Annotated in this window: 21 protein-coding genes; 7 read left to right on the top strand and 14 right to left on the bottom strand. The window is 63.2% G+C overall.

Annotated elements, in window-relative coordinates; translation table 11 throughout:
- Positions 1 to 40 precede the first annotated feature (40 nt).
- The 4 genes from SO156_RS05675 to SO156_RS05660 are packed head-to-tail and all read right to left on the bottom strand — an operon-like array spanning position 41 to position 4,283.
- Positions 41 to 1,102 carry an ABC transporter substrate-binding protein gene (locus tag SO156_RS05675; protein ID WP_498534119.1) on the bottom strand — a complete coding sequence of 354 codons (1,062 nt, stop codon included), beginning with the start codon at positions 1,100 to 1,102 and terminating at the stop codon, positions 41 to 43.
- 31 nt (positions 1,103 to 1,133) lie between these two features.
- Entirely contained in the window at positions 1,134 to 2,441 is a 1,308-nt protein-coding gene (locus SO156_RS05670) for an NAD(P)/FAD-dependent oxidoreductase (protein WP_498534118.1), read from the bottom strand.
- A gap of 14 nt (positions 2,442 to 2,455) precedes the next feature.
- Positions 2,456 to 3,169 (bottom strand): HAD family hydrolase, encoded by a 714-nt coding sequence (locus SO156_RS05665; protein WP_498534117.1) that lies wholly within the window; start codon positions 3,167 to 3,169, stop codon positions 2,456 to 2,458.
- A gap of 34 nt (positions 3,170 to 3,203) precedes the next feature.
- Positions 3,204 to 4,283, bottom strand: coding sequence for an ABC transporter ATP-binding protein (locus SO156_RS05660; RefSeq protein ID WP_498534116.1), 1,080 nt, complete (start codon positions 4,281 to 4,283; stop codon positions 3,204 to 3,206).
- Positions 4,284 to 4,494: 211 nt separating this feature from the next.
- On the opposite strand from SO156_RS05660, the gene SO156_RS05655 reads away from it, so the two are divergent.
- Positions 4,495 to 5,433 carry a LysR family transcriptional regulator gene (locus SO156_RS05655; RefSeq protein WP_498534115.1) on the top strand — a complete coding sequence of 313 codons (939 nt, stop codon included), beginning with the start codon at positions 4,495 to 4,497 and terminating at the stop codon, positions 5,431 to 5,433.
- Here the strand turns inward: SO156_RS05655 and uxuA are convergent.
- The 6 genes from uxuA to SO156_RS05625 all read right to left on the bottom strand — a co-directional run bounded on the left by uxuA (position 5,427) and on the right by SO156_RS05625 (position 11,643).
- The gene (gene uxuA / locus SO156_RS05650) at positions 5,427 to 6,617 is read right to left on the bottom strand and encodes a mannonate dehydratase (RefSeq protein ID WP_498534114.1); all 1,191 of its coding nucleotides are present in this window, start codon (positions 6,615 to 6,617) and stop codon (positions 5,427 to 5,429) included. The genes SO156_RS05655 and uxuA overlap by 7 nt on opposite strands.
- Positions 6,618 to 6,632: 15 nt before the next feature.
- Positions 6,633 to 7,682, bottom strand: a complete 1,050-nt coding sequence (locus SO156_RS05645; RefSeq protein WP_498534113.1) for an L-idonate 5-dehydrogenase — start codon at positions 7,680 to 7,682, stop codon at positions 6,633 to 6,635.
- Positions 7,679 to 9,085, bottom strand: coding sequence for a TRAP transporter large permease (locus SO156_RS05640; RefSeq protein WP_498534112.1), 1,407 nt, complete (start codon positions 9,083 to 9,085; stop codon positions 7,679 to 7,681). Before SO156_RS05640 ends, SO156_RS05645 begins: the two co-directional genes overlap by 4 nt.
- Positions 9,086 to 9,089: 4 nt before the next feature.
- Positions 9,090 to 9,668 (bottom strand): TRAP transporter small permease, encoded by a 579-nt coding sequence (locus SO156_RS05635; RefSeq protein WP_458148858.1) that lies wholly within the window; start codon positions 9,666 to 9,668, stop codon positions 9,090 to 9,092.
- 117 nt (positions 9,669 to 9,785) lie between these two features.
- Positions 9,786 to 10,745, bottom strand: a complete 960-nt coding sequence (locus SO156_RS05630; protein ID WP_458148931.1) for a sialic acid TRAP transporter substrate-binding protein SiaP — start codon at positions 10,743 to 10,745, stop codon at positions 9,786 to 9,788.
- 85 nt (positions 10,746 to 10,830) lie between these two features.
- Positions 10,831 to 11,643, bottom strand: coding sequence for a FadR/GntR family transcriptional regulator (locus SO156_RS05625; RefSeq protein ID WP_458148859.1), 813 nt, complete (start codon positions 11,641 to 11,643; stop codon positions 10,831 to 10,833).
- Between the two features lie 144 nt (positions 11,644 to 11,787).
- On the opposite strand from SO156_RS05625, the gene SO156_RS05620 reads away from it, so the two are divergent.
- Positions 11,788 to 13,254 (top strand): mannitol dehydrogenase family protein, encoded by a 1,467-nt coding sequence (locus SO156_RS05620; protein WP_498534111.1) that lies wholly within the window; start codon positions 11,788 to 11,790, stop codon positions 13,252 to 13,254.
- Positions 13,255 to 13,271: 17 nt separating this feature from the next.
- Here SO156_RS05620 and SO156_RS05615 read toward each other — a convergent pair whose 3' ends face one another.
- Positions 13,272 to 13,475 (bottom strand): hypothetical protein, encoded by a 204-nt coding sequence (locus SO156_RS05615; RefSeq protein ID WP_458148861.1) that lies wholly within the window; start codon positions 13,473 to 13,475, stop codon positions 13,272 to 13,274.
- A gap of 139 nt (positions 13,476 to 13,614) precedes the next feature.
- Between SO156_RS05615 and SO156_RS05610 the strand changes: the two genes are divergently transcribed.
- Positions 13,615 to 14,025, top strand: coding sequence for a nuclear transport factor 2 family protein (locus SO156_RS05610; protein WP_458148862.1), 411 nt, complete (start codon positions 13,615 to 13,617; stop codon positions 14,023 to 14,025).
- Position 14,026: 1 nt separating this feature from the next.
- Here the strand turns inward: SO156_RS05610 and SO156_RS05605 are convergent, their stop codons facing one another.
- Entirely contained in the window at positions 14,027 to 14,809 is a 783-nt protein-coding gene (locus tag SO156_RS05605; RefSeq protein ID WP_458148863.1) for a MetQ/NlpA family ABC transporter substrate-binding protein, read from the bottom strand.
- A 275-nt stretch (positions 14,810 to 15,084) separates the two neighbouring features.
- A complete protein-coding gene (locus SO156_RS05600; protein ID WP_458148864.1) occupies positions 15,085 to 16,149 on the bottom strand; it encodes a ketopantoate reductase family protein in 1,065 nt (354 codons plus the stop codon).
- Positions 16,150 to 16,674: 525 nt separating this feature from the next.
- Here SO156_RS05600 and SO156_RS05595 point away from each other — a divergent pair.
- From SO156_RS05595 to SO156_RS05585, 3 genes are all read left to right on the top strand, one after another.
- Positions 16,675 to 17,790, top strand: coding sequence for a DUF2336 domain-containing protein (locus SO156_RS05595; protein WP_458148865.1), 1,116 nt, complete (start codon positions 16,675 to 16,677; stop codon positions 17,788 to 17,790).
- Between the two features lie 207 nt (positions 17,791 to 17,997).
- Positions 17,998 to 18,399, top strand: coding sequence for an arsenate reductase (glutaredoxin) (gene arsC, locus SO156_RS05590; RefSeq protein ID WP_458148866.1), 402 nt, complete (start codon positions 17,998 to 18,000; stop codon positions 18,397 to 18,399).
- A 348-nt stretch (positions 18,400 to 18,747) separates the two neighbouring features.
- Entirely contained in the window at positions 18,748 to 19,332 is a 585-nt protein-coding gene (locus SO156_RS05585; protein WP_458148867.1) for a MarR family winged helix-turn-helix transcriptional regulator, read from the top strand.
- Positions 19,333 to 19,338: 6 nt separating this feature from the next.
- On the opposite strand, the gene SO156_RS05580 is transcribed toward SO156_RS05585, so the two are convergent.
- A complete protein-coding gene (locus SO156_RS05580) occupies positions 19,339 to 20,298 on the bottom strand; it encodes a hypothetical protein (RefSeq protein ID WP_498534209.1) in 960 nt (319 codons plus the stop codon).
- Between the two features lie 829 nt (positions 20,299 to 21,127).
- Between SO156_RS05580 and SO156_RS05575 the strand changes: the two genes are divergently transcribed.
- Complete coding sequence (locus SO156_RS05575; RefSeq protein ID WP_498534110.1) at positions 21,128 to 21,898, top strand: response regulator transcription factor; 771 nt, start codon at positions 21,128 to 21,130, stop codon at positions 21,896 to 21,898.
- Positions 21,899 to 21,916: the final 18 nt, after the last annotated feature.

Genomic DNA, 21,916 nt, shown 5'->3' with positions numbered 1-21,916 from the left:
GGTTGTTCGGCCCGGTTCGGCGGCCGCCGAACCGGCTGGCTCACTTCTGCATGAACGCCGCCCAGCGCTTCTCGGCCGCCTCGCCTGCCGGCGAGGACCACCAGGCGTAGGACATCAGCGCCTGCTTCGCGGCGTTCGCGGGCTCGCTCGGCAGTTGCGCGGCGCGCTCCGGCTTGATCACGCCGGTGTCGAACGCCTTCGGATTGCCCGGTCCGTAGTCGATGTTCAACGGCAAATTGGCCTGATGCACGGGATCGACGGCCTCGTTGAGGAACTTCACCGCCGTTTCGAGATTCGGCGCACCCTTGAGTATGCAAAGCGAGGTGCTCTGCAAAATGCCCTGGTTGTAGGTGAAAGTGACCTTGGCCCCCTCCTTCGCCACCGCGCTGACGCGGCCATTCCACGCCATCTCCATGTCGACCTCGCCGTCGTTGAGGAGTTGCGCGGACTGCGCGCCCGATGTCCACCACACCGTGATGTTCGGCTTGATCTCCTCAAGCTTCTTGAAGGCGCGGTCGACATCGAGCGGATAAAGCTTGTCGGGCGCGACGCCGTCGGCCATCAGCGCGGCCTCGAGCGTTGCAATGGGGTGATTGCGCAGCGCGCGGCGGCCGGGGAATTTCTTGACGTCCCAGAAATCGGCCCAGCTATTGGGCGCATCCTTCGGGAAGGTCTTCTGGCTGAAGGCGAGCACGCTGGAATAGAACTCGTAGGACACCGAATAGGGACTGCGATATGCCTCGGGCATCGCCGCGGCATTCGGGATCTTGGAGAAATCGAGCTTCTCGATCAGCCCCTGCTCGCCACCGCGCAGGCAATAGCCGGTCGGCGTGTCCACCACGTCCCAAATCGGCTTGCCGCTGCCGACCTGCGTCTTGATCGCGGGCCAGGCGTCGGGAATCGAGTCCTGGTTGATGGTGATGCCGAGCTTCTTGGCGGAGGGATCGAGAATCGCCACCGTCTGCGCCTGCTGATAGGCACCGCCTTGCGAGACGAAGGTGATCTGCTCGGCGGCATCGGCCGCCGTACCAGCTAGTCCAAACGCGCCGAGCGATGCGCCCAGGAGCGCGTGTCCAAACCTGAAGCCCAGTTTCGTCATCATCCTCGCCTCCTCTGTCGCCAAAAAAAGAAACTCACTGCCCGATCGCGTCCAGAAACTGGTACCAGCCGGCGACCATACGCACGGCGGGCTCGCGCAACGGATAGAACGGAATGACCTTGAGGCGGCTCGCATCGAGCAGCCCGACATTAGGCTTTTCGCCACGGACGAAGGCCGCCAGATAGCGGCCCATCAGGCTCGACATCGCAACGCCCGCGCCGTTATAGCCCATGGCGAACAGCGTGCGCTCGTCGAGCCGGCCGATATGCGGCACCGAGTCCAGCGTCATTCCGACGAGGCCCGACCATTTGAACGCGAGCGGCACATCCGCGAGATCAGGGAAGATGCCGACCATCGCCTTGCGCAGCGCGTCGAAGGCGGATTCCGAATCCTGCCTGCCGAAGGCGCCGCGGCCGCCGAAGATCACGCGGTTGTCGACCATGCGGAACCAGCGCATCATGCGCTTGGTCTCGGTGTAGGTGCGGCCCGTCGGCATCAGGCGTCCTGCGAGATTGCGCGGCAACCGATCGGTCGCGATGATCGCGCTGCGGAACGGGATCAGCGTGTGCTGCATGTGCCGCGTCGCGTCGGTCAGGTCGGAATAGCTGTTGGTGGCGATGATCGCCTGTTTTGCGCGCACCGCGCCTTGCGGGGTCTCAGCGACGATGCCGCCTTGCGCACGTCGCAGCTTGAGAACCGGCGTGTCCTGGAAGACGGCGACGCCGCGGCGCGCGACGCCGTCGGCGAGGCCGCGCACATAGTTGAGCGGATGGATGCCGCCCGACCCGGGATTGAGCACGCCGCCGACGAAGGTGTCCGAGCCGGTTTCGTCACGCACCTCGCGCTTATCGAGGATGCGGACCTCCGCATCGCCCATCTCGCGCTTCATCCAGTCGGCCTCGTCGATCGCGGCTCGGAGTGTCGTCTCATTGTGCGCGGCCTTGACCTGTCCGGTCCGCGTCAACGTCGCGCTGGTGATGCCGAACTCCGAGACCAGCTCCTCGACCATATCGGTGGATTCATGCGCGATCTCGTACATGCGCCGCGCCATCGCGCGGCCATGCGCGGCGTCGATCTCGCGGAAGGACAGGCGGAACTTTGCGGTGATCACGCCGCCATTGCGCCCGCTCGCGCCCCAACCGGGGCGGTTTGCTTCCAGCACGATCGGCGACAAGCCGCTCTTGGCGATGTGGTGCGCTGCGGAGAGGCCCGTGTAGCCCGCCCCGATGATCACCACATCGGCGTGATGCTCGCCCGACAGGACCGGAAATTCGCGAGCAGGCTCCGCCGTGCTCGCCCATAGCGAATTGGCGGATGGCTGCGCGGTCCAATTTCCTGTCATGCGTCCGCCCACGCTCACACCGCTCCGACGGCGGCATCCGCGAAGGCCTTCATGGTGGGAAAATGGAAGTCGGGCTTGGTCAGCGTCGGCACCTCCGGCGTTCCGCCGAAACCGGCGAGCCCCTGGCGCCGCTCGATCCAGCACACCTTGTAACCGAGCTTCCGCGCGATCCCGATATCGTGATACTGGCTCTGCGCAACGTGCAGGATGTCCGACTGCTTGTAGCCGAACGCCGACTGCCGCCCCTTGTTGTAGGCGAAGAATTCCGGATTGGGTTTTGCAGCGCCAGTATCGTCGGCGCAGACAGTGTCATCGAAGGGATTGCCGAGTGCATGCGCGTAGCAGGATAGCGCGACGCGATCGGCGTTGGTCATCGCGACCAGGCGGAATTTTGTGCGCAAGCGCTTCAACGCGTCGACCGAATCCGCGAACGGCGACCAACGCAGCACCGCGAGCTGGAACACGTCGCAGGATGCGTCGTCGGCCGGCAGACCCAGCTCCTTAGCGAGATAGCGATAGACGTGAAACATCACCTCGCTGGAGCGTTCGGGATGCGAATCGCGGCCGCGCTTGTACGAAGCGAAGATCTTGTCGTCGCTGAGCTCGGCCGGCGTCTTGCCCGAGATCCTGCGCACCGCTGAGAGCACGCCGGACTCGAAATCGATCAAGGTGCCGACGACGTCGAAGGTGAGGACCTTGAAATTGCTGAACGGGGCTTGGGACGACATTGGGCTTCTTCTCTTTGGTTGGAACAAGGGGGTGCTAGTCCACCCTCGGCACGACGATGGTGTCCTCGGGGTGAAGCGTGACGGTGAGGTTGCCGCCGACTGGAGGAATGCGGCGATAGGCCTCGTGATAGGTCGGCTGGCGCAGGCTGAGCGCAGAGCCGTCGGCAAGGCTGAGGAAGATGCGCAGGCTCTCACCCTGGTAGACGATATCAGTGACGGTACCGGTCAGCCGGTTACTGGCCCCATCGCCAGCGCCGTCGTCGATCAACAGCTTTTCGCTGTGCACCGCGAGCATCACCGCGTCGCCCGGTGGGATAGCTCGGGCGCTACGCAGCACGGAATTGCCGAGCGCGACGCTGCAAGCGTCGACACGGCGGACGGGCAAGAGCGTGGCTTCGCCGATAAAGCTCGCGACGAAGGAATCCGCGGGGTGATCGTGCAGGCGCGCGGGCTCGTCGATCTGGATCAGCTTGCCATCCTTCATCACGGCGACGCGATCGCTCATGGTGAGCGCCTCGCGCTGGTCATGGGTGACGTAAATGATGGTGGCGCCGATTCGCTTGTGCAGCGTGCGCAGTTCGATCTGCATGGACTCGCGGAGCTGCTTATCGAGCGCGGAGAGCGGCTCGTCCATCAGGATCAGGCTCGGCTCGAAGATCATGGCGCGCGCCAGCGCCACGCGCTGGCGCTGGCCGCCGGAGAGCTGCGCAATGCCGCGATGCTCATAGCCGGTGAGGCCCACCATGGCGAGCGCGGCACGCACCCTGTCGGGCCAGGTCGATTTCGGCAGGCGCCTGGCGCGCAAGGGAAAGGCGACGTTCTCGCCGACGCTCATATGCGGAAACAGCGCGTAGTTCTGGAAGACCACGCCGATGTCGCGCTTGTGTGGCGGCATGTAGGTGACGTCGCGGCCACCGAAATGGATCGAGCCGGAGGAAGGCAGGATGAAGCCGCCGAGGATTCCGAGCAGCGTGGTCTTGCCGGAGCCGGACGGGCCGAGCAACGACACGAACTCGCCGGCACCGACATTGAGCGACACGTCATCGAGGGCGCGAACCGCACCGTAAGCCTTGCTTGCGGACCTTATCTCGACGCTTTCCGCTCGTTTGTCCAACGATCGACCCTCGTCACACCCCTAGGTGGCGCGCCTCACTGCACGCCATAAGTTTGCTTTATACACTGACTGCAGATCAGCTTGCGATTGCAGCTTCAAGTGCACGCAATCTTCTCTCCCAAGCCTTGTCTTTAGCCTGTCATGCCAATGACACCAGAGTTGGCAAAACTCGGCAATTGCCAAATTGTTACTGGCCGCATAACATCAAGTTATGCCTGAGCTCCGCCGGATGCTGCCCTCCTCCAACGCCCTGTTCGTCTTCGACGCAGCAGCGCGCAACGGCAGCTTCACGGCGGCGGCGGCCGAATTGAACGTCACGCAGCCTGCGGTGAGCCGGATGCTCGGCCAGTTCGAGGATCATCTCGGCGTGCGCCTGTTCGACCGCAAAGCGGGGCGCGCGGTGCTCACCGAGGACGGCGAACTGCTGTATCGCCGCGTGCTCGAGGGCTTTCGCAGCATCGAGACCGGGTTGATCGAGATCGAGCGACGGCGCAAGGGCACCGAGACCGTGACGCTCTCCGTCTCTTCCGCCTTCACCACGCATTGGCTGATGCCGCGCATCGACAAGCTGCAGCGACACTTTCCGCAAGTCGACCTTCGCTTCCAGCTCATCTCCGGCGCGCTGCGCGGGCCGGTCGAGAACGTCGATCTCGGCATGCGCTTTCGCGACCGCGAGGAGCCTTACTCCGGCGGCACGCTGGTCATGAAAGAAGTCATGCTGCCGGTGTGTAGTCCCGGCTACATGAGCGAGGCAGAGCCCGCGGAGGGCAACACCGTCATCCGGCTCGCTGAGACACCGGGCGACTGGGCAGCGGATTATCCAAAGTTTCTTACCAGGCGCCGCGGCCCGGCCAAGGCGTTGAGCTTCACCGACTATGCCGTCGTGGTACAGGCCGCCCTGCTCGGCCAGGGCATCGCGCTCGGTTGGCTGACCGTCGCCTCGCATTGGCTATTGACCGGCGCGCTGGTGCCGGCGTCCGACGCCCTCACGACCACGCGTCGCATCTGCGAATTCTTGCCGCCGCGCAACCGGCCGATGCGGCCCCTTGCTGCGGAGATCCGCGACTGGATCATCGCGCAGATGCGCAGCGAGATCGCGGCAATCGACCAGCTGTATCCCAAACTCGACCTGATGGCCGCCTGCTATTGATGCGTGATCGCGCGGATTGCACCGCGCAGCTCTGCGAGGCCGCGCAGGCGGCCGATCGCGGTGTAGCCGGGATTGGTGCGCTTCGTCGCGGCGAGATCGTCGAGCATGCGATGACCGTGGTCGGGACGGAAGACGATCTGCTTGTCCGGCGCGCGCCGCGCGTTCTCCTTCAGGAGTGCCTTCAGCACGGCGACCATGTCGACGTCCCCATCGAGATGATCGGACTCGTAAAAGGACAGGCCGTCGGCCTCGCGCTTGGTCGCTCGCAAATGCGCGAATGCGATGCGCGCGCCGAAGCGTTCGGCCATCGCCGGCAGATTGTTGTCGGCGCGCACGCCGAGCGAGCCCGTGCACAGGCAGATGCCGTTGGCCTTTGAGGGCACGGCATCAAACAGCGCCTGATAATCGTCGGCCGTCGAGGCGACGCGGGGCAGGCCAAACAGCGGGCGCGGCGGATCGTCGGGGTGCAGCGTCAGCGACACGCCGAGTTGCTCCGCCACCGGCGCGACGCGCGCGAGGAATTCGGCGAGATGCTGGCGCAATATCTTTGGCGTGATGTCGCGGTACTGCTCGAGCCGGTCGCGGAATTGCGGGATGGTCATCGGCTCGGTGGTCGAACCGGGCAGCGCGCTGGCGATGGCCATGATGAGGTAATCGATGTCAGCCTGGCCCATTTTTTCGAAGAGCTTTTTCGCACGCGCTTGCGCTTCGGGCGAATATTCCTGAGGTGCAGCTGGCCGCTCCAGGATGTGCAACTCGAATGCGGCAAAGCGATCCCCGTCGAAGCGCATGGCGCGGGCGCCGTTGGGCAGCTCCCATTCCAGATCGGTGCGGCACCAGTCGACGACGGGCATGAAATTGTAGCAGATGACCTTGATGCCGGCGACAGCGACCGCCTCCAGGCTCGCAATCCACGCCTCGATCGAGCGTGTTGCCTTAGCCCCGAGCCGCTTCACGTCGTCGGGGATCGGGATCGACTCCACCACCGACCAGGTCAGTTGCGAGCGGCCAGGCTGGCCCTTCTCGATGAAATTCTTTCGCTCCTCGACGCCCTTGCGCGTCCAGGCCTCGCCGATCGGCACCTGATGCAGCGCCGAGACGATGTCCGTCGCGCCGGCCTGCCTGACATCATCGAGCGACACGGGATCATCGGGCCCGTACCAGCGCCATCCCTGCAACATCATGACATTTCTCCCGGCTTAGTTCGCGGTCAGCACGACCTTGACGCTCTGCGAGCGGTCGAGCGCGAGCCGCAAGGCATCCGGCGCGGTCGACAGCGGTCGCTCGGCCGTGACCAGCGACAGCACATCGACGCTGCCATTGGAAATCAGTTCCACTGCGGTTGCGAATTCAAATCCGAAGCGGAACGAGCCGCGCAGGTCGATCTCCTTCGCCATCACGGCATTTGCCGGCGTCGGAATCTGGCCGCCTGGCAGGTTACCGATTTGCACCACCGTGCCGCCACGGCGCACAATACCGATCGCGCTGGCAAGGCCCGCGGCCGTGCCGGAGACCTCGAAGGCGACGTCATAGGGACGCGCCGCCGCCTGTGCCTTCAGGCCCTCTTCGCCGGCCGAGACGTTCTCGACGTGAGAGGCACCGAGCCGGGTCGCGAAGGCAAGCGGCGCGGGCGCAATGTCGGCGACCGTGATGTCGGCCATGCCGGCGCGGCGCGCGGCGAGCATGGTGAGGAGCCCGATCGGGCCGGCACCGAAGATGATGCCGCGTTTGCCCTTGACGTCACCTGCGCGCGCGACGGCGTGGAGGCAGACCGCGAGCGGCTCGGCGAGCGCCGCGGCCTGATATGAGACGTGATCCGGGATCTTCACGCACTGTGCCGGGATCGCATCGAAGTAATTGGCAAAGCCGCCCTGCATGTGCGGAGTCTTCGAGGCCGAGCCCATGAAGAAGATGTTTTCGCAGAGGTTCGGCCGGCCCTCTCGGCAAGCAACGCAATGGCCGCACCAGCGCGACGGATTGACGGCCACGCGATCGCCGACCTTCAGGTTCGCCGCGGTTCCGGCGATCTCCACGACCTCGCCGGAAATCTCGTGTCCCAGCACCAGCGGGGACTTCACGACGAAATCGCCGGTACGGGCGTGGCGGAAGTAGTGCATGTCCGAACCGCAGATGCCGCCGGCGCCGAAGCGGATGCGCACCATACCTTCGCGAAGCTTCTCGAGCGGATGCTCGACCATGCGCAGGTCTTCGGGGCCAAACAGGGTTGCAGCGAGAGCGAGTGAGGTCATTTGGAGAGTCCCATATACTTAGGCAGCCAGAGCGTCAGCTCGGGAATGTAGGTGATGGCGATGAGCGCCAGGATCAGCGGCACCAGCCAGGGCAGGATCGCCATGGTGGTGCGTTCCACGGAGAGTTTTGCCACGCGGGCCAGCACGAACAGTACCATGCCGAGCGGCGGATGCAGGAGACCGATCATCAAATTCAGCGTCATGATCAGGCCGAAGTGGATCGGATCGATGCCGAGCTTGAGCACGATCGGCAGCAGGATCGGCACCAGAATCGTGATCGCCGCGATGGTATCGATGAAGCAGCCGACGAACAGGATCAGGATGTTGGCCAGCAGCAGAAACACCCATTTGTTGTGGGTAACGCTGAGCATCCAGTCGGAGAGCGTCTGTGCCGCCTGCGACACGGTCAACAGCCAGGCGAAGATCGACGCCGCAGTGACGATGAACAGCACCGACGCTGTGGTCTCGATGGTGTCGAAGGTCGCCTTCGCCACCGTCTTGAACGTCATGGTGCGATAGCGCACCATGCCAAGGAACAGCGACCAGATCACCGCTGCGACGGCCGCTTCCGTGGGCGTGAACCAGCCGAGCGTCATGCCGCCGATGAGGATCACCGGCGCCATCAGCGCCATCACGGCGGAGAAGTCGAAATACCAGTCGATCGCAAGCAGTGCGCCGAGACCGACGACGACCGCCATGTTGGTCGAGACGCCGGCGAGCGTCATCAGCCAGATCGCGAGCGGAAAGCTGAAGACGATGATGACTTCGAGTCCAGCCGAGCCGAGCTGCGGCCATGAGAACGGCGTGTCGCTGCCCCAGCGATTCCGATGGGCGAAATAAGCAACCGTCGCCATCATGAACAGCGTCATCACCACGCCCGGGATGACACCGCCCAGAAATAGCGCGCCGATCGAGACGTTGGCCATCATGCCGTAGATCACGAACGGCAGCGACGGTGGGATGATCGGACCGAGGGTGGCAGACGCGGCCGTGACACCGACGGAGAATTCGGTGGTATAGCCGTGGTCCTTCATCGCCTTGATTTCGATGGTGCCGAGGCCAGCGGCGTCCGCGATCGCGGTGCCGGACATGCCGGAAAAGATCACCGAGCCGATGATGTTGACGTGGCCAAGGCCGCCGCGCATCCAGCCGACCAGCGCCACCGCGAATTTGTAGATGCGCCCCGTCACGCCGGCGATATTCATGAGATTGCCGGCAAGGATGAAGAAGGGCACGGCGAGCAGCGGAAAACTCTCGACACCCGCAATCATGCGCTGCGCGAGCGTGACGTCGGGCGTCACGCCGCTGACGAGGATATAGAGCAGCGAGGACACTGCCATGGCGAGCGCCACGGGCAGCCCAAGCAGCATCAGGATCAGAAATCCTCCAAGCAACAGCAGCATGGCATCACCCTTCCGTTCCGTCGTAGGCGCCGGGACGTTCGAGGATCGAATAGCCCTGCCGCCAGTTTTCCACCGCCACCTGCACCGACCTGCCGAACATCAGCACGAAACCAAGCAGCGCGGCGTAGTAGACGTAGTTCTTGGGAAAATTGATCGTGGTCATCGGCTCGTCGCCGATCACCTGGATGTAGATCCAGACCAGGCGGATGGCGCAGCCGAAGAACGCGATGCGGATCAGGTCAATCACGGTCGACAGCGCCCGCGCCGCCATATGCGGCAAATAGCGGTAGACGAGATCGACCTGGATGTGGCGCGACAGCCGCACGCACATCGACGAGCCGATGAAGACCACGCCGATCAGGCAGTAGGTCGCGATCTCCTCGGTCCAGGCGTAGCTGTCATTGAGCACGTAGCGCGTGAAAAACTGGAGGAAGACGCAGAGCGCCATCACCCAGAAGATCCCGAGCGCCAGCCAGTCCTCGAAGGCGTAGACGCCCAGATCGACCTTCGCCGTCCCCTCCTCCTCGAATGTGTGAGCGATCTCGTCCGCGGTGATCTGCCGGTGCAATTCGGCGGTCGACATGTGTTTACTCCTCCCCAAGAGAACTGAACGTCGTTCCGGGGCGATGCGTGAGCATCGAACCCGGAATCTCGAGGTTCCGGGTCTGGTGCTAACGCACCATCCCGGAACGACATCTCGTCACTTCACCGCCTGGATGCGCTCCCAGTCGGCCTTGCGATAGCCCATGCTCTCGAACGAAACGTTCTTCATCACGGTATCGCGGAACTCGTTCTTGTCGACTTCGGTCAACGTGAGGCCCTTGTCCTTGAAGAAGGCGATCAGCTTGATCTCGTTCTGCTTGATTTCCTCAGTCGCCTTCGCGGCAGCTTCCTGGGCGACATCGGTGAAGATCTTCTTGTCTTCATCGCTCAGTTTCTTCCAGAGCGCGCCCGACACCACCGTGTTGAGGTGGTCGACGATGTGGCCGGTCAGCACGATGTGCTTCTGCACCTCGTAGAACTTCTTGGCCTCGATCGTGGTCAACGGATTCTCCTGCGCCTCGACGGTGCCGTTCTGGAGCGCGAGATAGACCTCGGCGAACGCAATCGGCGCGGTGTTGGCGCCGCAGGCCCGCGGCATAGCGAGATAGGCCGGCACGTCCGGGACGCGCATCTTGAGGCCCTTCATGTCGGCGCAGGTCTTGATCGGCTTGTTCGACGAGGTCTGGCGCACGCCGTAATAAGTCACCGCGATGATGTGATGGCCGCTCTTGTCCTCATAGCCCTTGGCGAGTTCCTTGAAGATGTCGCTCTTGGTGTAGGCCAGAAGATGATCGGCATCGCGGAAGGTGTAGGGATAGTAGGTCACGCCGATCGGCGGAAAACTCTTGGCGGCAAAGCTCGAGCCGGAGATGATGATGTCGACCGAGCCGAGCGAGAGGCCCTGGTTGAGATCGGTCTCCTTGCCGAGCTGGGAGGCCGGATAGACGTCGATCTGGTAACGGCCGTTGGTGCGTTTGCCGATCTCCTGCGCGGCCCAGACGGAGGCCGTATGGAACGGCTCCGAGGTCTCGTAGACATGGGCCCATTTGAGCTTGGTCTGCGCCATGCTGGCATCAGTGGCAGCCAGCATCGCCGCGACTGAAGCGGCCAGCACCATCGTCATCTTCTTGAACACTGATTTTTCCTCCATTGTCTAAGTCTGCTTCTTGTTTGCCCGGTCCGACGGTCCGAGCCGCCCAACGTCATCGCCGCCGCGTGCCGCTGCCCGCGGCCCGCTTTTTTGGCGGTCGTTTTGGTTTTGACGGAGTCGCTGTCGATCGTGCCGCCCGGTTGGGGGCAGGCGCCGGTGGCGCGCCGGCCTCGGCTCCGAAGTTTCGTGCAAAGCGCTCCTGCGAGCGCGCCAGATGATCGCGCATCGCGTCACGTGCAGTCGCGGGATCGCGCGCAGCAATCGCATTGCGCACGACGCGGTGCTCGTCGAGCGCGGCGCGCCAGGTGCGCGGGCTTTCGAAGTAATGCGCGAGTTGCGAGAAGTAGGGATTGAGGCGCTGGTCGAAGAGCTCGCCGACCACGCGCACCAGAACGGCATTGCCGAGACTGCCGGCGATCGCGACGTGGAAGGCGCGATCATGGACCATCGAGGCTTCACCGGGATGCTCGACGTTCTCCATCGCGATCAGGGAGGCGTCGATGCGTGCAATGTCATCCTTCTTCGCCACGCGCGCGGCCTGCTCGGCGATGGCGCCCTCGAGGAATTCGCGGGCACGCAGCAGCTCGAACGGGCCTTCGATCAGGGTTGCGGAAACGGACGCTGCAGGACTAGTAGGCTCGATCACGTAGATGCCGGAACCGACACGGATGCGGACACGGCCTTCGACCTCGAGCGCGATCAGGGCTTCGCGCACCGTCGGCCGCGAGACCTTGATCTGCTCGGCGAGCTCGCGCTCGGTCGGCAGCCGGCTTCCGACAGCGTACTCGCCGCTGTCGATCAGAGCCCGCAATTGATCGGCGACCTGGCGATAGAGCCGTCTCGCCTCCACAGCTTCCAGCGGCACGCTGGCCTCCCTGAGAGGGCCTGTCCGGTGTGACGGTACCCGGTGACCCGCCAATTTTGGAAAATTGGTCTTACCAATTGACCAGAGCATTGACCGACGATGGCCAGCATGTCAAGCAGCGGAAAAGCAAAGGGGGAGACAACCATGCGCATTGGCCGCGCCAATCTCGACCGGTTGCCGTCCGGCATCCGCCGCCCAACGTATGACCGTTCCCTCGTTACGCCCGGCATCGTGCATCTGGGCTTAGGGGCCTTTCACCGCGCCCATCAGGCCGTCGTCTTCGACGATTGCCTCGCCGCCGGCGCGCCCGCCTGGGGCATCATCGGCGCGAGCCTGCGCAGCCCCGACACGCGCGATGCGCTCTCCCCGCAGGATCACCTCTACACGGTCGCCGTGCGCTCGGCTGAAGGCACCGACTATCGCGTGATCGGCGCACTCGTCGGCAGCGAGGTCGCGCGTGAAGATCCTTCGCGGCTGATTGCGAAAATGGCCGATCCCGCCATCCGCATCGTCTCGCTCACGGTCACCGAGAAGGGCTATTGTCACACGCCGCAGACCGGTGATCTCGACGAGCGGCATCCAGACGTCGTGCATGATCTCAACAATTTCGACGCGCCGCGCTCGGCGCCCGGTTTCATCGTCGCCGCGCTTGCGCGGCGCAGGACACAAGGACTTGCCCCCTTCACCGTGCTCTGCTGTGACAACCTCGCCGCCAACGGTCACACCGTGCAGCGGATCGTGACGCAATTCGCGGCGCTGCGCTCGAAGGATCTCGGCAAGTGGATCTGCGAGAACGTCGCCTTTCCCTGCACCATGGTCGATCGCATCGTCCCGGAAACGACCGATGCCGATCGCGCAGCCGTCTCAACCGCGCTCGGGATGCAGGATGCATGGCCGGTGATGACCGAGCCGTTCACGCAATGGGTGGTCGAGGACCGCTTCTCCGCGGGCCGCCCCGATCTTGCCGCCGCTGGCGTCGAGCTCGTCACCGACGTCAAGCCGTTCGAGTTGATGAAGCTGCGATTGCTCAACGCCAGCCATTCGGCGCTGGCCTATCTCGGCTATCTCGCGAGCTACGAGACCATTGCCGACACCATGCTTGACCCGCACTTCGCGAGGCTGGCCGCGAGCGTGATGGAAGATGCTGCGGTGACGCTGACGATGCCGGCAGGCACGGATCTTTCCGCCTATCGCGCGTCGCTGTTGAAGCGCTTTACCAATCCGGCGCTGCGCCACCGCACCTGGCAGATCGCCATGGATGGCTCGCAAAAACTGCCGCAGCGGCTACTCGGCACGATCCAGGACCGGTTGCGCCGGGACCTTCCGATCGAGACGCATGCGCTCGCGGTTGCAGGCTGGATGCGCTACGTCACGGGAAACGACGAGCAGGGCCGCGCGATCGACGTGCGCGACCCGCTTGCGCGCGAATTCGCAAGTGTTGCGCGCGAGCAAGGCCCGGTTGCCGAGCGTCTGGCTCCGGCGTTGCTTGGTATCGGCAAGGTGTTTGGCCCGCTCGGCACTGAGCCGCGCCTGCGCGAGGCCGTGACTGACGCACTTGGCAAGCTCTATGCGCAGGGCGCGCAGCGGACGGTGGAGAGCTTTAACTCCTGATCCCAAAATCCTGACGGTCAGACGCCGAGCGCGGCTTCGCCCGGCTCACGTCCGGGGACGCTCAGATGGACCTCGTGCCCCTGACGGATAGCGAGCGAGGCTGCGGCGGCGGCCGACTCGAAGGCCGACTCCTTGGTTTCGTACTCGCCATTGATGTTGCCGTCATGCAGCACGCCCCATTGGTCGCGCACCGGCACGACCGCGTATTGAGCAAGTCCCATGGGTCCCTCTCCCGAGGCTCGATCCTGTTGCGTTCGCGGATACAACGCCGGCCATGAGCCGCTGTTCCGGCGGAACGCCACCGCCCAATCGGCGGAAATTGCTCTTGATTTTTGCCCGCGCTTGGCCCACCCGGGAGGCATGAGCAAAAGCGCGATCATCGCCGCCAACGCCGCCTTTTACGCCGCCTTCGCGGCCGGCGACGTTGCGGCCATGGAACGGCTGTGGGCGGACGAGGACGGCATCTCCTGCGTTCATCCCGGCTGGCCCGGCATCATCGGCCGCGCCACGGTGATCGGGAGCTGGCGCGACATCCTGCAAAACCCGAGCCGCCCGCAGATCGCTTGCGCGGAGCCGCATGCGATCGTCGAGGGCGACAGCGGACGGGTGCTATGTATCGAAATCGTCGACGGCACCGCGCTTGCCGCTACCAATCACTTCCGGCGCATCGGCAATGCGTGGCTGCTCGTTCATCACCAGTCGAGCCCCATCGCCCAGATCGTCGAGCAGACGCACGACGATCCACCGGGTCCGAGCCGCAGCTTCCACTAGATCACCAGCTCGGCAGCACGGCGCCCTTGAACTTGGTCAGCACGAACTCCTTGACCTCGGGCGTGTGGTAGCTGTCGACGAGGAGCTTGACCCACGGCTTGTCCTTGTCGGCGGCGCGCACGGCGATGAGGTTTACATAGGGCCCCTTCGGATCCTCGCGCAGGATCGGGTCCTTCACCGGATCAAGCCCGGCCTGTGTTGCGTAGTTGGTGTTGATCGCTGCTGCATCGACGTCGTCAAGGGCGCGCGGCGCCTGCGCCGCGTCGACCTCGATGAATTTCAGCTTGCTGGGGTTTTCGGTGATGTCGAGCACCGTCGGCTTGAAGCCGACACCGTCCTTCAGCTTGATCACGCCCTTGTCGCGCAACAGCAGCAGAACGCGCCCGCCGTTCGTCGGATCGTTTGGGATCGAGACCTTGCCGCCCTCGGGAATATCGGCCCAGTTCTTGTGCTTCTTCGAATAGACCCCGATCGGGAAATTGACGGTCAGCCCCACCGCCTCAATCTTGTAACCGCGATCGGCCTTCTGGTTGTCCAGATAAGGCTGGTTCTGAAACGAGTTGGCCTGGATGTCACCGGCGTCGAGTGCGGCGTTCGGCACGACATAGTCGGAAAATTCGACGAGCTGAATATCGAGCCCGTTCCTGGCCGCGATCGGCTTCACCGCCTCGAGGATCTGCGCATGCGGCCCCGGGGTCACGCCAATCTTGATGGTCTCCGCCGAAACTGCCGCCGACCAGGCGGCTAGCACGGTCGAAAGAATCAGAACGGAACGAAACGACATTCTTGGTCTCCAAACGGAATTCATGGTCACGGACCCCGTCATCTCCCGCTTGGCCGGCGAAAGCAATGAAATGGAAGTTCAAATTTGCCGTTGCAACAGGGCGACGCTTCTCTGCGCGCGGCCAAAAAGGAAATGGAAGCAGCCCCGCAATCGTGGGCTCGAAGGACGAAGGCCCGGCAGGTGGCCTCGCCCTTCGAGACGCGCGCAGCCGCGCGCTCCTCAGGGCGAGTGATCGTCGATACCGTCACCGACGGCTCCGCTGCCGACGATGCGTGTCAGCTCGCGCCGGAACCGCCCTGCACGATCTTCTCGTTCAGCTTCTGATCGACGGTCTCGACAGTGCGGTCGATCTCTGCATTGGGAACGCCGAGCTGATGCGAGATCAGCTTCACCAGGAGATCGACCCGCTCGATGAAGGGCGCGCCGGCGGCGACCGCACGTGCCGCAGAGGATGGCTTGAGCAGGCTCTCCGCCGCCTTGGCGTATTTCTCGAACGGCACCTGGTCCTTCGGATCGGCGCCGAGACGCCGCGCGAGCGCATCGACGTGATCGTAGATCGATTGCGAGCGCTTCAGATCAGTGTGCACGGCATCGCGGATCGACTGCGGCTCGTGCGGCGTGATGCAGCGGTAGTTGCCGGTGAGCAGCATCGACCATTTCGCAAGCGGCACGAACAGCGATTCGAACACCTTGAGCTTCACCGGAACGTCGTGGCCGTCGAGCGTGACCGCATCGATATCAGCCTCGAGCTCGCGCAGTACCTTGTTGTGCTTCTCGTCTTCGAACACCGACGCCTTGAAATTGGTGGGCAGGCCGACATGCAGAACGTTCGCCGCCTCTTCCGGCGGACGGAAGGCCTGCGGATCCGGTGAGCAGAGCGTCACCAGCCCGGGCTTGAAGCGCTCCCACACCTGCGCGTTGGTATAGGCCTCCTCGAGGTCCATGCCTGACAGCGCCGGGATGCGCTTCAGATAGGGCAAGGGCGGCATGTTCATGATCGACAGGCAGGGAAGCCCCGCTTCCGCGATCTTGATCATGAGCACGCGCACCGTGTGATTGGTGTATTGCGGCTCCTGCATCGCAAGGCCGACCAGATCATAGCGGGAGACATCGACATTGCCGGGCGTCACTGCGTCGAGCTTGCCGGGCAGGTCGCGCGAGAAGATCGCGCGGTGCACCGCCTCGTCGCGCAGCTTGATACGCACCTCGGTACCGTCGCGATTGATCAACTCAGCCGTCTTTGCCCGGCACACCAGGGTCACGTTGTGACCCGCCATCAAAAGCTTGGTCCCCAGCAAGGAGCCGTAGGAGGCCCCAAGAATCAAAATGTTGCGCGCCATGCTCTCTCTTTCACAAAAGATCTCCGGCCCAAGCGATCCCAGACCTCCTGGCGACGCGACGATGCCAAGCCTTTAGGCTCTCTGCGGTTTTGCGCCCTGCCTCATCAGGTATTTGGTATGCCAGTATTGCCCCGCGGTGTCTATCGTGAATTGGCGGGCTCGCAATCGCTCGCGGGGAGGTTCGATCCATTGCCACACTGCGCATCCGCGCCGACGCCGCCTGCGTCCACCGCAACCTGGCCCGCGCTTCGTGACGACTCTCGAAACCGTCCTTTCCCTGGACAGCGACGACCCGACGTATTCTGAAAATACGAATTATTGCAAGTATCGATATCTCGCCTCGGCGTGCGCTCGCGGCCCCTCCCGCAACAAGCTCAAATTTGAGCGATTACGTTGCACCGACCTTAAGCCAGTTCCTAAGCGCGGGCCTGGGCTTTACCGCTCGTTCAAGCATGTGATGGCGAAGTGGCGCAGTTTCCCTCGAGTTGTTTTGCTTCGAACCTTTTCAAGCCGCGAGTTGCCCCCATGGTCGAAACCACATCGCTCCTGCTCGATCTGGAAGAGACTGTCGCAAAAGGAAATCCCGCGAGCTGTCTGCGGGCGATGTGGCACGCGACCGATCTCTTGATCGCAGGAACCTATTCCGAGGATCAGATCTGGACGTTCGGCGAAATCATCGGCCGCCTCGCCCAGGAGATCGAAACGACGGCACGCGCACGGCTGGCGGGAAAACTGGCCGCCAGCAACAATGCGCCCTACAAGCTGACGAACCAGCTTGCCTCCGACGACTGCATCGACGTGGCCTGGCCTATCCTCAGGCAATCGCAGCGCCTGGATACCGAGACTCTGATCGCGTGCGCCAGGAGCAAGAGCCAGCAGCATCTGCTCGCGATCTCCCAGCGACAGTCAGTTCCGGAGGCCGTGACTGATGTCCTCGTGGTCCGCGGCGGCAACGAGGTCGTCAACTCGGTCGCAGCAAATAATGGTGCAAGCTTTTCGAATTCCGGCTTCCTGCATCTGGTGCGGCGTTCCGAAGGGGATTCGATCCTCGCTGAATCCGTCGGGCTGCGAAAGGACATCCCCCGACATCTGTTCCATCAGCTCATCGCAAAGGCTTCCGCAGAAGTGCGTGAGAAGCTCGAGCGCGAGCGGCCCGATATCGGTCCGCAGATTCACCGGGTCGTCGTCGACATCACTGGCGCGGTGCATGCCAGGTTCGGCCCCGCATCCAAGGATTATTTCACCGCCAAGCGAACGGTCGCAAAGCTGCACGAGCGCGGCGAACTGACCGAAGACAAGGTCTTTGAATTCGCTCATTCCCTCAAGTTCAACGAAACTGCCGTCGCGCTGTCCTTGCTGTGCCCGTTACCCGTCGACATCGTCGAACGCGCGTTGATCGAACGGGATCGCGAGCCTGCACTGATTTTGGCGAAATCGCTGAACTTCTGCTGGCCGACCGCGATGGCACTTTTGTTCCTCGGGGCACCCAACTATCGCATCACGGCCGGCGAGCTCGAACGGATGAAGCTCGATTTTCATCGGCTCGATGCCAAGGCCTGCCGAGGCATCATCGCCCTGTACCGATCCCGCAAGGACGAAGCCGGAAGCGGTCCCTTCCAGCGTCCCCGGAACGCGATCTAGCGGCCATCGCGCGGGCCTTCCAATGTCGACGCAGGCGTCGCGCGCGAGAAATCGCAATCGCGCACTCGCTGACGAACACGTTTTCCGCTATTGGACCGACGGACCTGCCGGATTTCATCCTCGCCGGACTGAGCGAATGCCGGAGCGTCCGGTGGACAGGCTGGTCGGCTGCGCGCCCGTGCGTGGCCCCGTCGCGGAGACATCACGATGACCGTCACCATCTACCACAACCCGGCTTGCGGCACCTCGCGCAATACGCTTGCGATGATCCGGCAGAGCGGCGTCGAGCCTATCGTCGTCGAATACCTCAAGACACCGCCGACGCGCCAACGACTCAAGGAGCTCGTGGCGGAGATGGGAATTCCGCCTCGCGCCCTCCTGCGCGAGAAGGGCACGCCCTATCGCGAGCTTGGCCTGGACGACCCAAAATGGACCGATGACGAATTGCTCGACTTCATGATGGTGCATCCCATTCTCATCAACCGTCCGGTCGTCGTGACGCCGAGGGGCACGCGACTGTGCCGGCCTTCGGAGGCCGTGATCGATCTCCTGGACAATCCTGTCGGACGTTTCGTGAAGGAGGACGGCGAGGTGGTCGAGCCGCGCTAGGCTTCGATCGCATCGCGCACGGCAGCCGCCTCATACGTGGAAGTATGTCGCGACATGGACACGCGCCTGAACGATCCGCGCCCCTCGCATTTGTCGTAAGTTTTCCGAACACTTTAGTCGACCAATTTACTCGAATTTTTGTCCTGATGCCCTAGTTCCCAACCGGGTTCCACCTGGTTCCGCAAAGCAACGTTGCGGCAACGTGGAGAGCTCTTCACGAGTAGCCTCGCCACGCGCCGATCACGCGGCGAGCTGCTCCAATGACGTCGGGCCTGATTTGTCGAGTCGGCTTGGCGAACCCTTCGCAAAACCAGGCGGGCAAGGCGGCGTTTGAATGACGAATTTGGAATGACAACGAATTTGGCACGCGAGTCGATCGAACTCTTGGAGCAGCTCGCGCGGATTTTCCTTTTTGAAGAGGTCAAGCACGGCTTGCGCGATCGGGAATGGATGGCGCTGCGCTTCCTTGCCCGCGCGAACAGATTTTCGCGGACGCCTTCGGCGCTGGCGGGCCACGTCGGCACGACCCGCGGCACGGCGTCCTACATCATCCAGGAGCTCGAGCAGAAGGGATATCTGGAGAAGACGCGATCGGCCAAGGACAAGCGTTCCGTGACGCTGAGCGTAACGCAGCAGGGCAAAAAGTTTCTGGTGCGCGACCCCGTCAATGCCCTGGTGGATGCAATTGCGCTGCTCGACGAGGGGCGCAAGACGAGCTTTCGCGACGCGCTCCGTCACGTGCTGGACCAATCGGATACCGGCCAGCAGCCGCACCGCGTCGACATTTGCAGAGGCTGCATGTTCCTGAGGGAAACGCGCGACAATCCCGAGGGCAGCACGCCCGCAGAGTTTACTTGCCGCCTGTTTCGCGCGATCATTCCAGACTTCGAGACCCAACTCTTGTGCACGAGCTTCGAGCGGCGCAGGCAATGATCCGGATCAGGGCGCAGCTCTGCGCGCCGGCAGAACCGCGCCGGCGCTGGTCAGCACGAGCAAGCGCCCATTGTCGCCCTTGATCTCCTCGATACGACCGAGGCCCGGCACCTGTTGCCCGAGAATGGCCTCGACGACGCCGTTCGGCCCCTGAAGGATCGCGATGCCTTCATAGGCCTGACGAACCGACCAGCCTTTGACCACCTTTTTCGGAGGCGTCGCGTGCTCCGACGGCGACACCGAACCAGTGATTTCGGCGCCAGGGCCTGCCGACGCCACGACCGCCATGGGCTGGGCGGCAGACGCGGTCTGGGAGGCGACGGGAGCCGGCGCTGGCGCCTGCGCCTGAGCGAGCTTCTCGAGCTTCGCGGTCGAAGCCGAATTGACGCGCTCGATGCGGTCGAGATTCTCGGCAAAGCGACCGAAGCGATCACTCGTCGTCTTGCTCGAGAGATCGACGGCGGTCCGCAAGCCGTCGAGATTCTCCGAGACACCGGAGACCTGACGGCGCAACTGCGCAACCGTTTCGCGCAGATTCCTGATCTCGGCGCTGGTCGCCGCATTGGTCTGACTGGGCTGCGTGGTGAGATAGGCGATGATGCCGGTGCAAGCGCTGACCACCAGACCAACCGCGACCGCCAGCGTCGCAAGCGGTACCACCCATGAGGGACGCGGCGCCGGCGGCTTGGAGACGATCACGGCCGGCCGCACCGCGACCGACGCGGGCTTCGGTATCGCCATCTTGTCCAGCCGGGCTTTGGCGCGAATACGCTTGAGCCCTTCAAGCGCTTCCTTTGCAATCGCTTCATCCGCCGAGACGGCCGAAGCAGTCTTGGTGCCAGCTTGAGACGCGGCAGCACGTGGCGACGGGCCCCTGCCTTTCGGATCCTGCGCGTCACGGCGCTGCGTCGCCGCCCCCGACGTGCCTGCCGGTCCATTCGGACGCGCCTGTCCATCGGACGACATTTCGAAATGCTCCATCTCAGTTCTTCTCACTATTCGCGAAGCTAGAGCGCCAAGCTTGTCCGAAACCGGTGCACGGATGGCGGTTCGTCATGCAGGATACGACACAACCGAGCGTAGCGCGCCAGCGCGGACGCACGAGAGTGCGGCATCAAAGCAACAGCGCGATCGCGATTTGCGTTTGCGGCGTTTATCTGGCGCTACCTGAGTCAAATTGGCGCACCCGCCTCGCAGGCACAGGTGTCGATGCAGGAGTCAAACTCCGTTGCCAAGGCGGGTTTACGCGAGTGCACAAAAATGCACGTGATTTCACGGGTTCGGCGACCAATCGAACAGACGCGGGGCAAATTTAGTGAGGATACCTAATCAACTGTTGCATCTGGAAATATCAAGAAGCAATCAGAAAAAACAAACAGCATCAAGCCCGCTTACCAAGAGGTTTGTTCCGCGCGCTTGATCGGAATTCGGCAATCGTTACGGTCCTACTCAAGTGATTCTCGCCAGTTGGCGAGGAGAACGACACGGTTCAGCAGCATTCGGACACAATCCGTAACTCGACGCAGCCGGACCAGGTCGTTTCTCGCTCTGATCCGCGAGGCCATCATAAGGCGCTCGCCGAGCTTCACTTCGTAAGCGTTCAGTAACAAGTGGCGTAACAGGCCTGCAAACCGCAGGCACTGAATGTGTTGGGCTGCCCGCGAATAGAATCACCGAACCACAACAATCGTTCGCGGGGGAATATCGTCAAACAGCAAGGCTGTTGGTTCGGCCGGGGCATCACAAACTCTTCCCGGCAGAATCTCGGCGAGTGCGAAACAGGGGCGAAAGACTGATGTATATAATCGTTGATGATCGCGAAAGCGTGGCGAACAGCTACATTGCAGGGCTCGTTCGTGAAGGCGTTTCGTCGATCGGCTTCTCTTCCGGTGAATTCTGGGACTGGCTGCAGTCCGCAAGCGAAGCGGATCTCGAAGCCGTCGATGCCTTCCTCTTGGGGGATGTCGATGCGCGCGAAAGCCTTCCGCGCGCGGTGCGCAAGCGATCATCGGCTCCGATCATCGCCTTGAGCGGACTGAAGATGCTCAAGAATACGTTGCAGCTGTTCGAGGCCGGTGTCGACGACGTCGTGCACGTTCCAATCCACCTGCGCGAGATCCTCGCCAGGACTGCGGCGATCGCGCGCCGCCGGATGGGCGACAGCCCGCGGCCTTGCGAGACCAGGATCCAGGTCTTCTTCAACGGTCGCGACCCGGAGATCGGCGGCCATGCTCTGACGCTCCCCCGCCGCGAGCTGCGCATCCTTGAATACATGGTCGGCAACCACGGCAAATGGATCACGAAGACGCAGATCTTCAATGCGGTCTACGGCATCTTCGAGTCGGCCTATGACGAGAGCGTAATCGAGAGCCATGTCAGCAAGCTGCGCAAGAAGCTGCGCGATCGCCTCGGCTTCGACGCCATCGTGGCGCGGCGCTACGTCGGCTACCGGCTCGACATCCCCGAGAGCGAGGCGATCGAGGAGCCGATCGGGGAACTGCAGGACGTCGGCATCCTCCTGAACAGGCCGCATGCCAGTCCAGCGGCATACACCGCCGGCGGCTAGCTGAGAGCTTAGATCAGG

It is taken from the genome of Bradyrhizobium sp. UFLA05-125 (genome assembly GCF_059803515.1).
This window is presented reverse-complemented; position numbering and strand designations above follow the sequence as displayed.

Bases quoted from the DNA above. Each gene is read 5' to 3' on its own strand.
- SO156_RS05635 (WP_458148858.1), bottom strand. From the start codon at position 9,668: ATGTCGACCGCCGAATTGCACCGGCAGATCACCGCGGACGAGATCGCT.
- SO156_RS05645 (WP_498534113.1), bottom strand. From the start codon at position 7,682: ATGACCTCACTCGCTCTCGCTGCAACCCTGTTTGGCCCCGAAGACCTG.
- SO156_RS05620 (WP_498534111.1), top strand. From the start codon at position 11,788: ATGCGCATTGGCCGCGCCAATCTCGACCGGTTGCCGTCCGGCATCCGC.
- uxuA (WP_498534114.1), bottom strand. From the start codon at position 6,617: ATGATGTTGCAGGGATGGCGCTGGTACGGGCCCGATGATCCCGTGTCG.
- arsC (WP_458148866.1), top strand. From the start codon at position 17,998: ATGACCGTCACCATCTACCACAACCCGGCTTGCGGCACCTCGCGCAAT.
- SO156_RS05615 (WP_458148861.1), bottom strand. From the start codon at position 13,475: ATGGGACTTGCTCAATACGCGGTCGTGCCGGTGCGCGACCAATGGGGC.
- SO156_RS05665 (WP_498534117.1), bottom strand. From the start codon at position 3,169: ATGTCGTCCCAAGCCCCGTTCAGCAATTTCAAGGTCCTCACCTTCGAC.
- SO156_RS05630 (WP_458148931.1), bottom strand. From the start codon at position 10,745: ATGGTGCTGGCCGCTTCAGTCGCGGCGATGCTGGCTGCCACTGATGCC.
- SO156_RS05585 (WP_458148867.1), top strand. From the start codon at position 18,748: ATGACAACGAATTTGGCACGCGAGTCGATCGAACTCTTGGAGCAGCTC.
- SO156_RS05595 (WP_458148865.1), top strand. From the start codon at position 16,675: ATGGTCGAAACCACATCGCTCCTGCTCGATCTGGAAGAGACTGTCGCA.
- SO156_RS05575 (WP_498534110.1), top strand. From the start codon at position 21,128: ATGTATATAATCGTTGATGATCGCGAAAGCGTGGCGAACAGCTACATT.
- SO156_RS05675 (WP_498534119.1), bottom strand. From the start codon at position 1,102: ATGATGACGAAACTGGGCTTCAGGTTTGGACACGCGCTCCTGGGCGCA.
- SO156_RS05600 (WP_458148864.1), bottom strand. From the start codon at position 16,149: ATGGCGCGCAACATTTTGATTCTTGGGGCCTCCTACGGCTCCTTGCTG.
- SO156_RS05640 (WP_498534112.1), bottom strand. From the start codon at position 9,085: ATGCTGCTGTTGCTTGGAGGATTTCTGATCCTGATGCTGCTTGGGCTG.
- SO156_RS05580 (WP_498534209.1), bottom strand. From the start codon at position 20,298: ATGTCGTCCGATGGACAGGCGCGTCCGAATGGACCGGCAGGCACGTCG.
- SO156_RS05655 (WP_498534115.1), top strand. From the start codon at position 4,495: ATGCCTGAGCTCCGCCGGATGCTGCCCTCCTCCAACGCCCTGTTCGTC.
- SO156_RS05610 (WP_458148862.1), top strand. From the start codon at position 13,615: ATGAGCAAAAGCGCGATCATCGCCGCCAACGCCGCCTTTTACGCCGCC.
- SO156_RS05670 (WP_498534118.1), bottom strand. From the start codon at position 2,441: ATGACAGGAAATTGGACCGCGCAGCCATCCGCCAATTCGCTATGGGCG.
- SO156_RS05605 (WP_458148863.1), bottom strand. From the start codon at position 14,809: ATGTCGTTTCGTTCCGTTCTGATTCTTTCGACCGTGCTAGCCGCCTGG.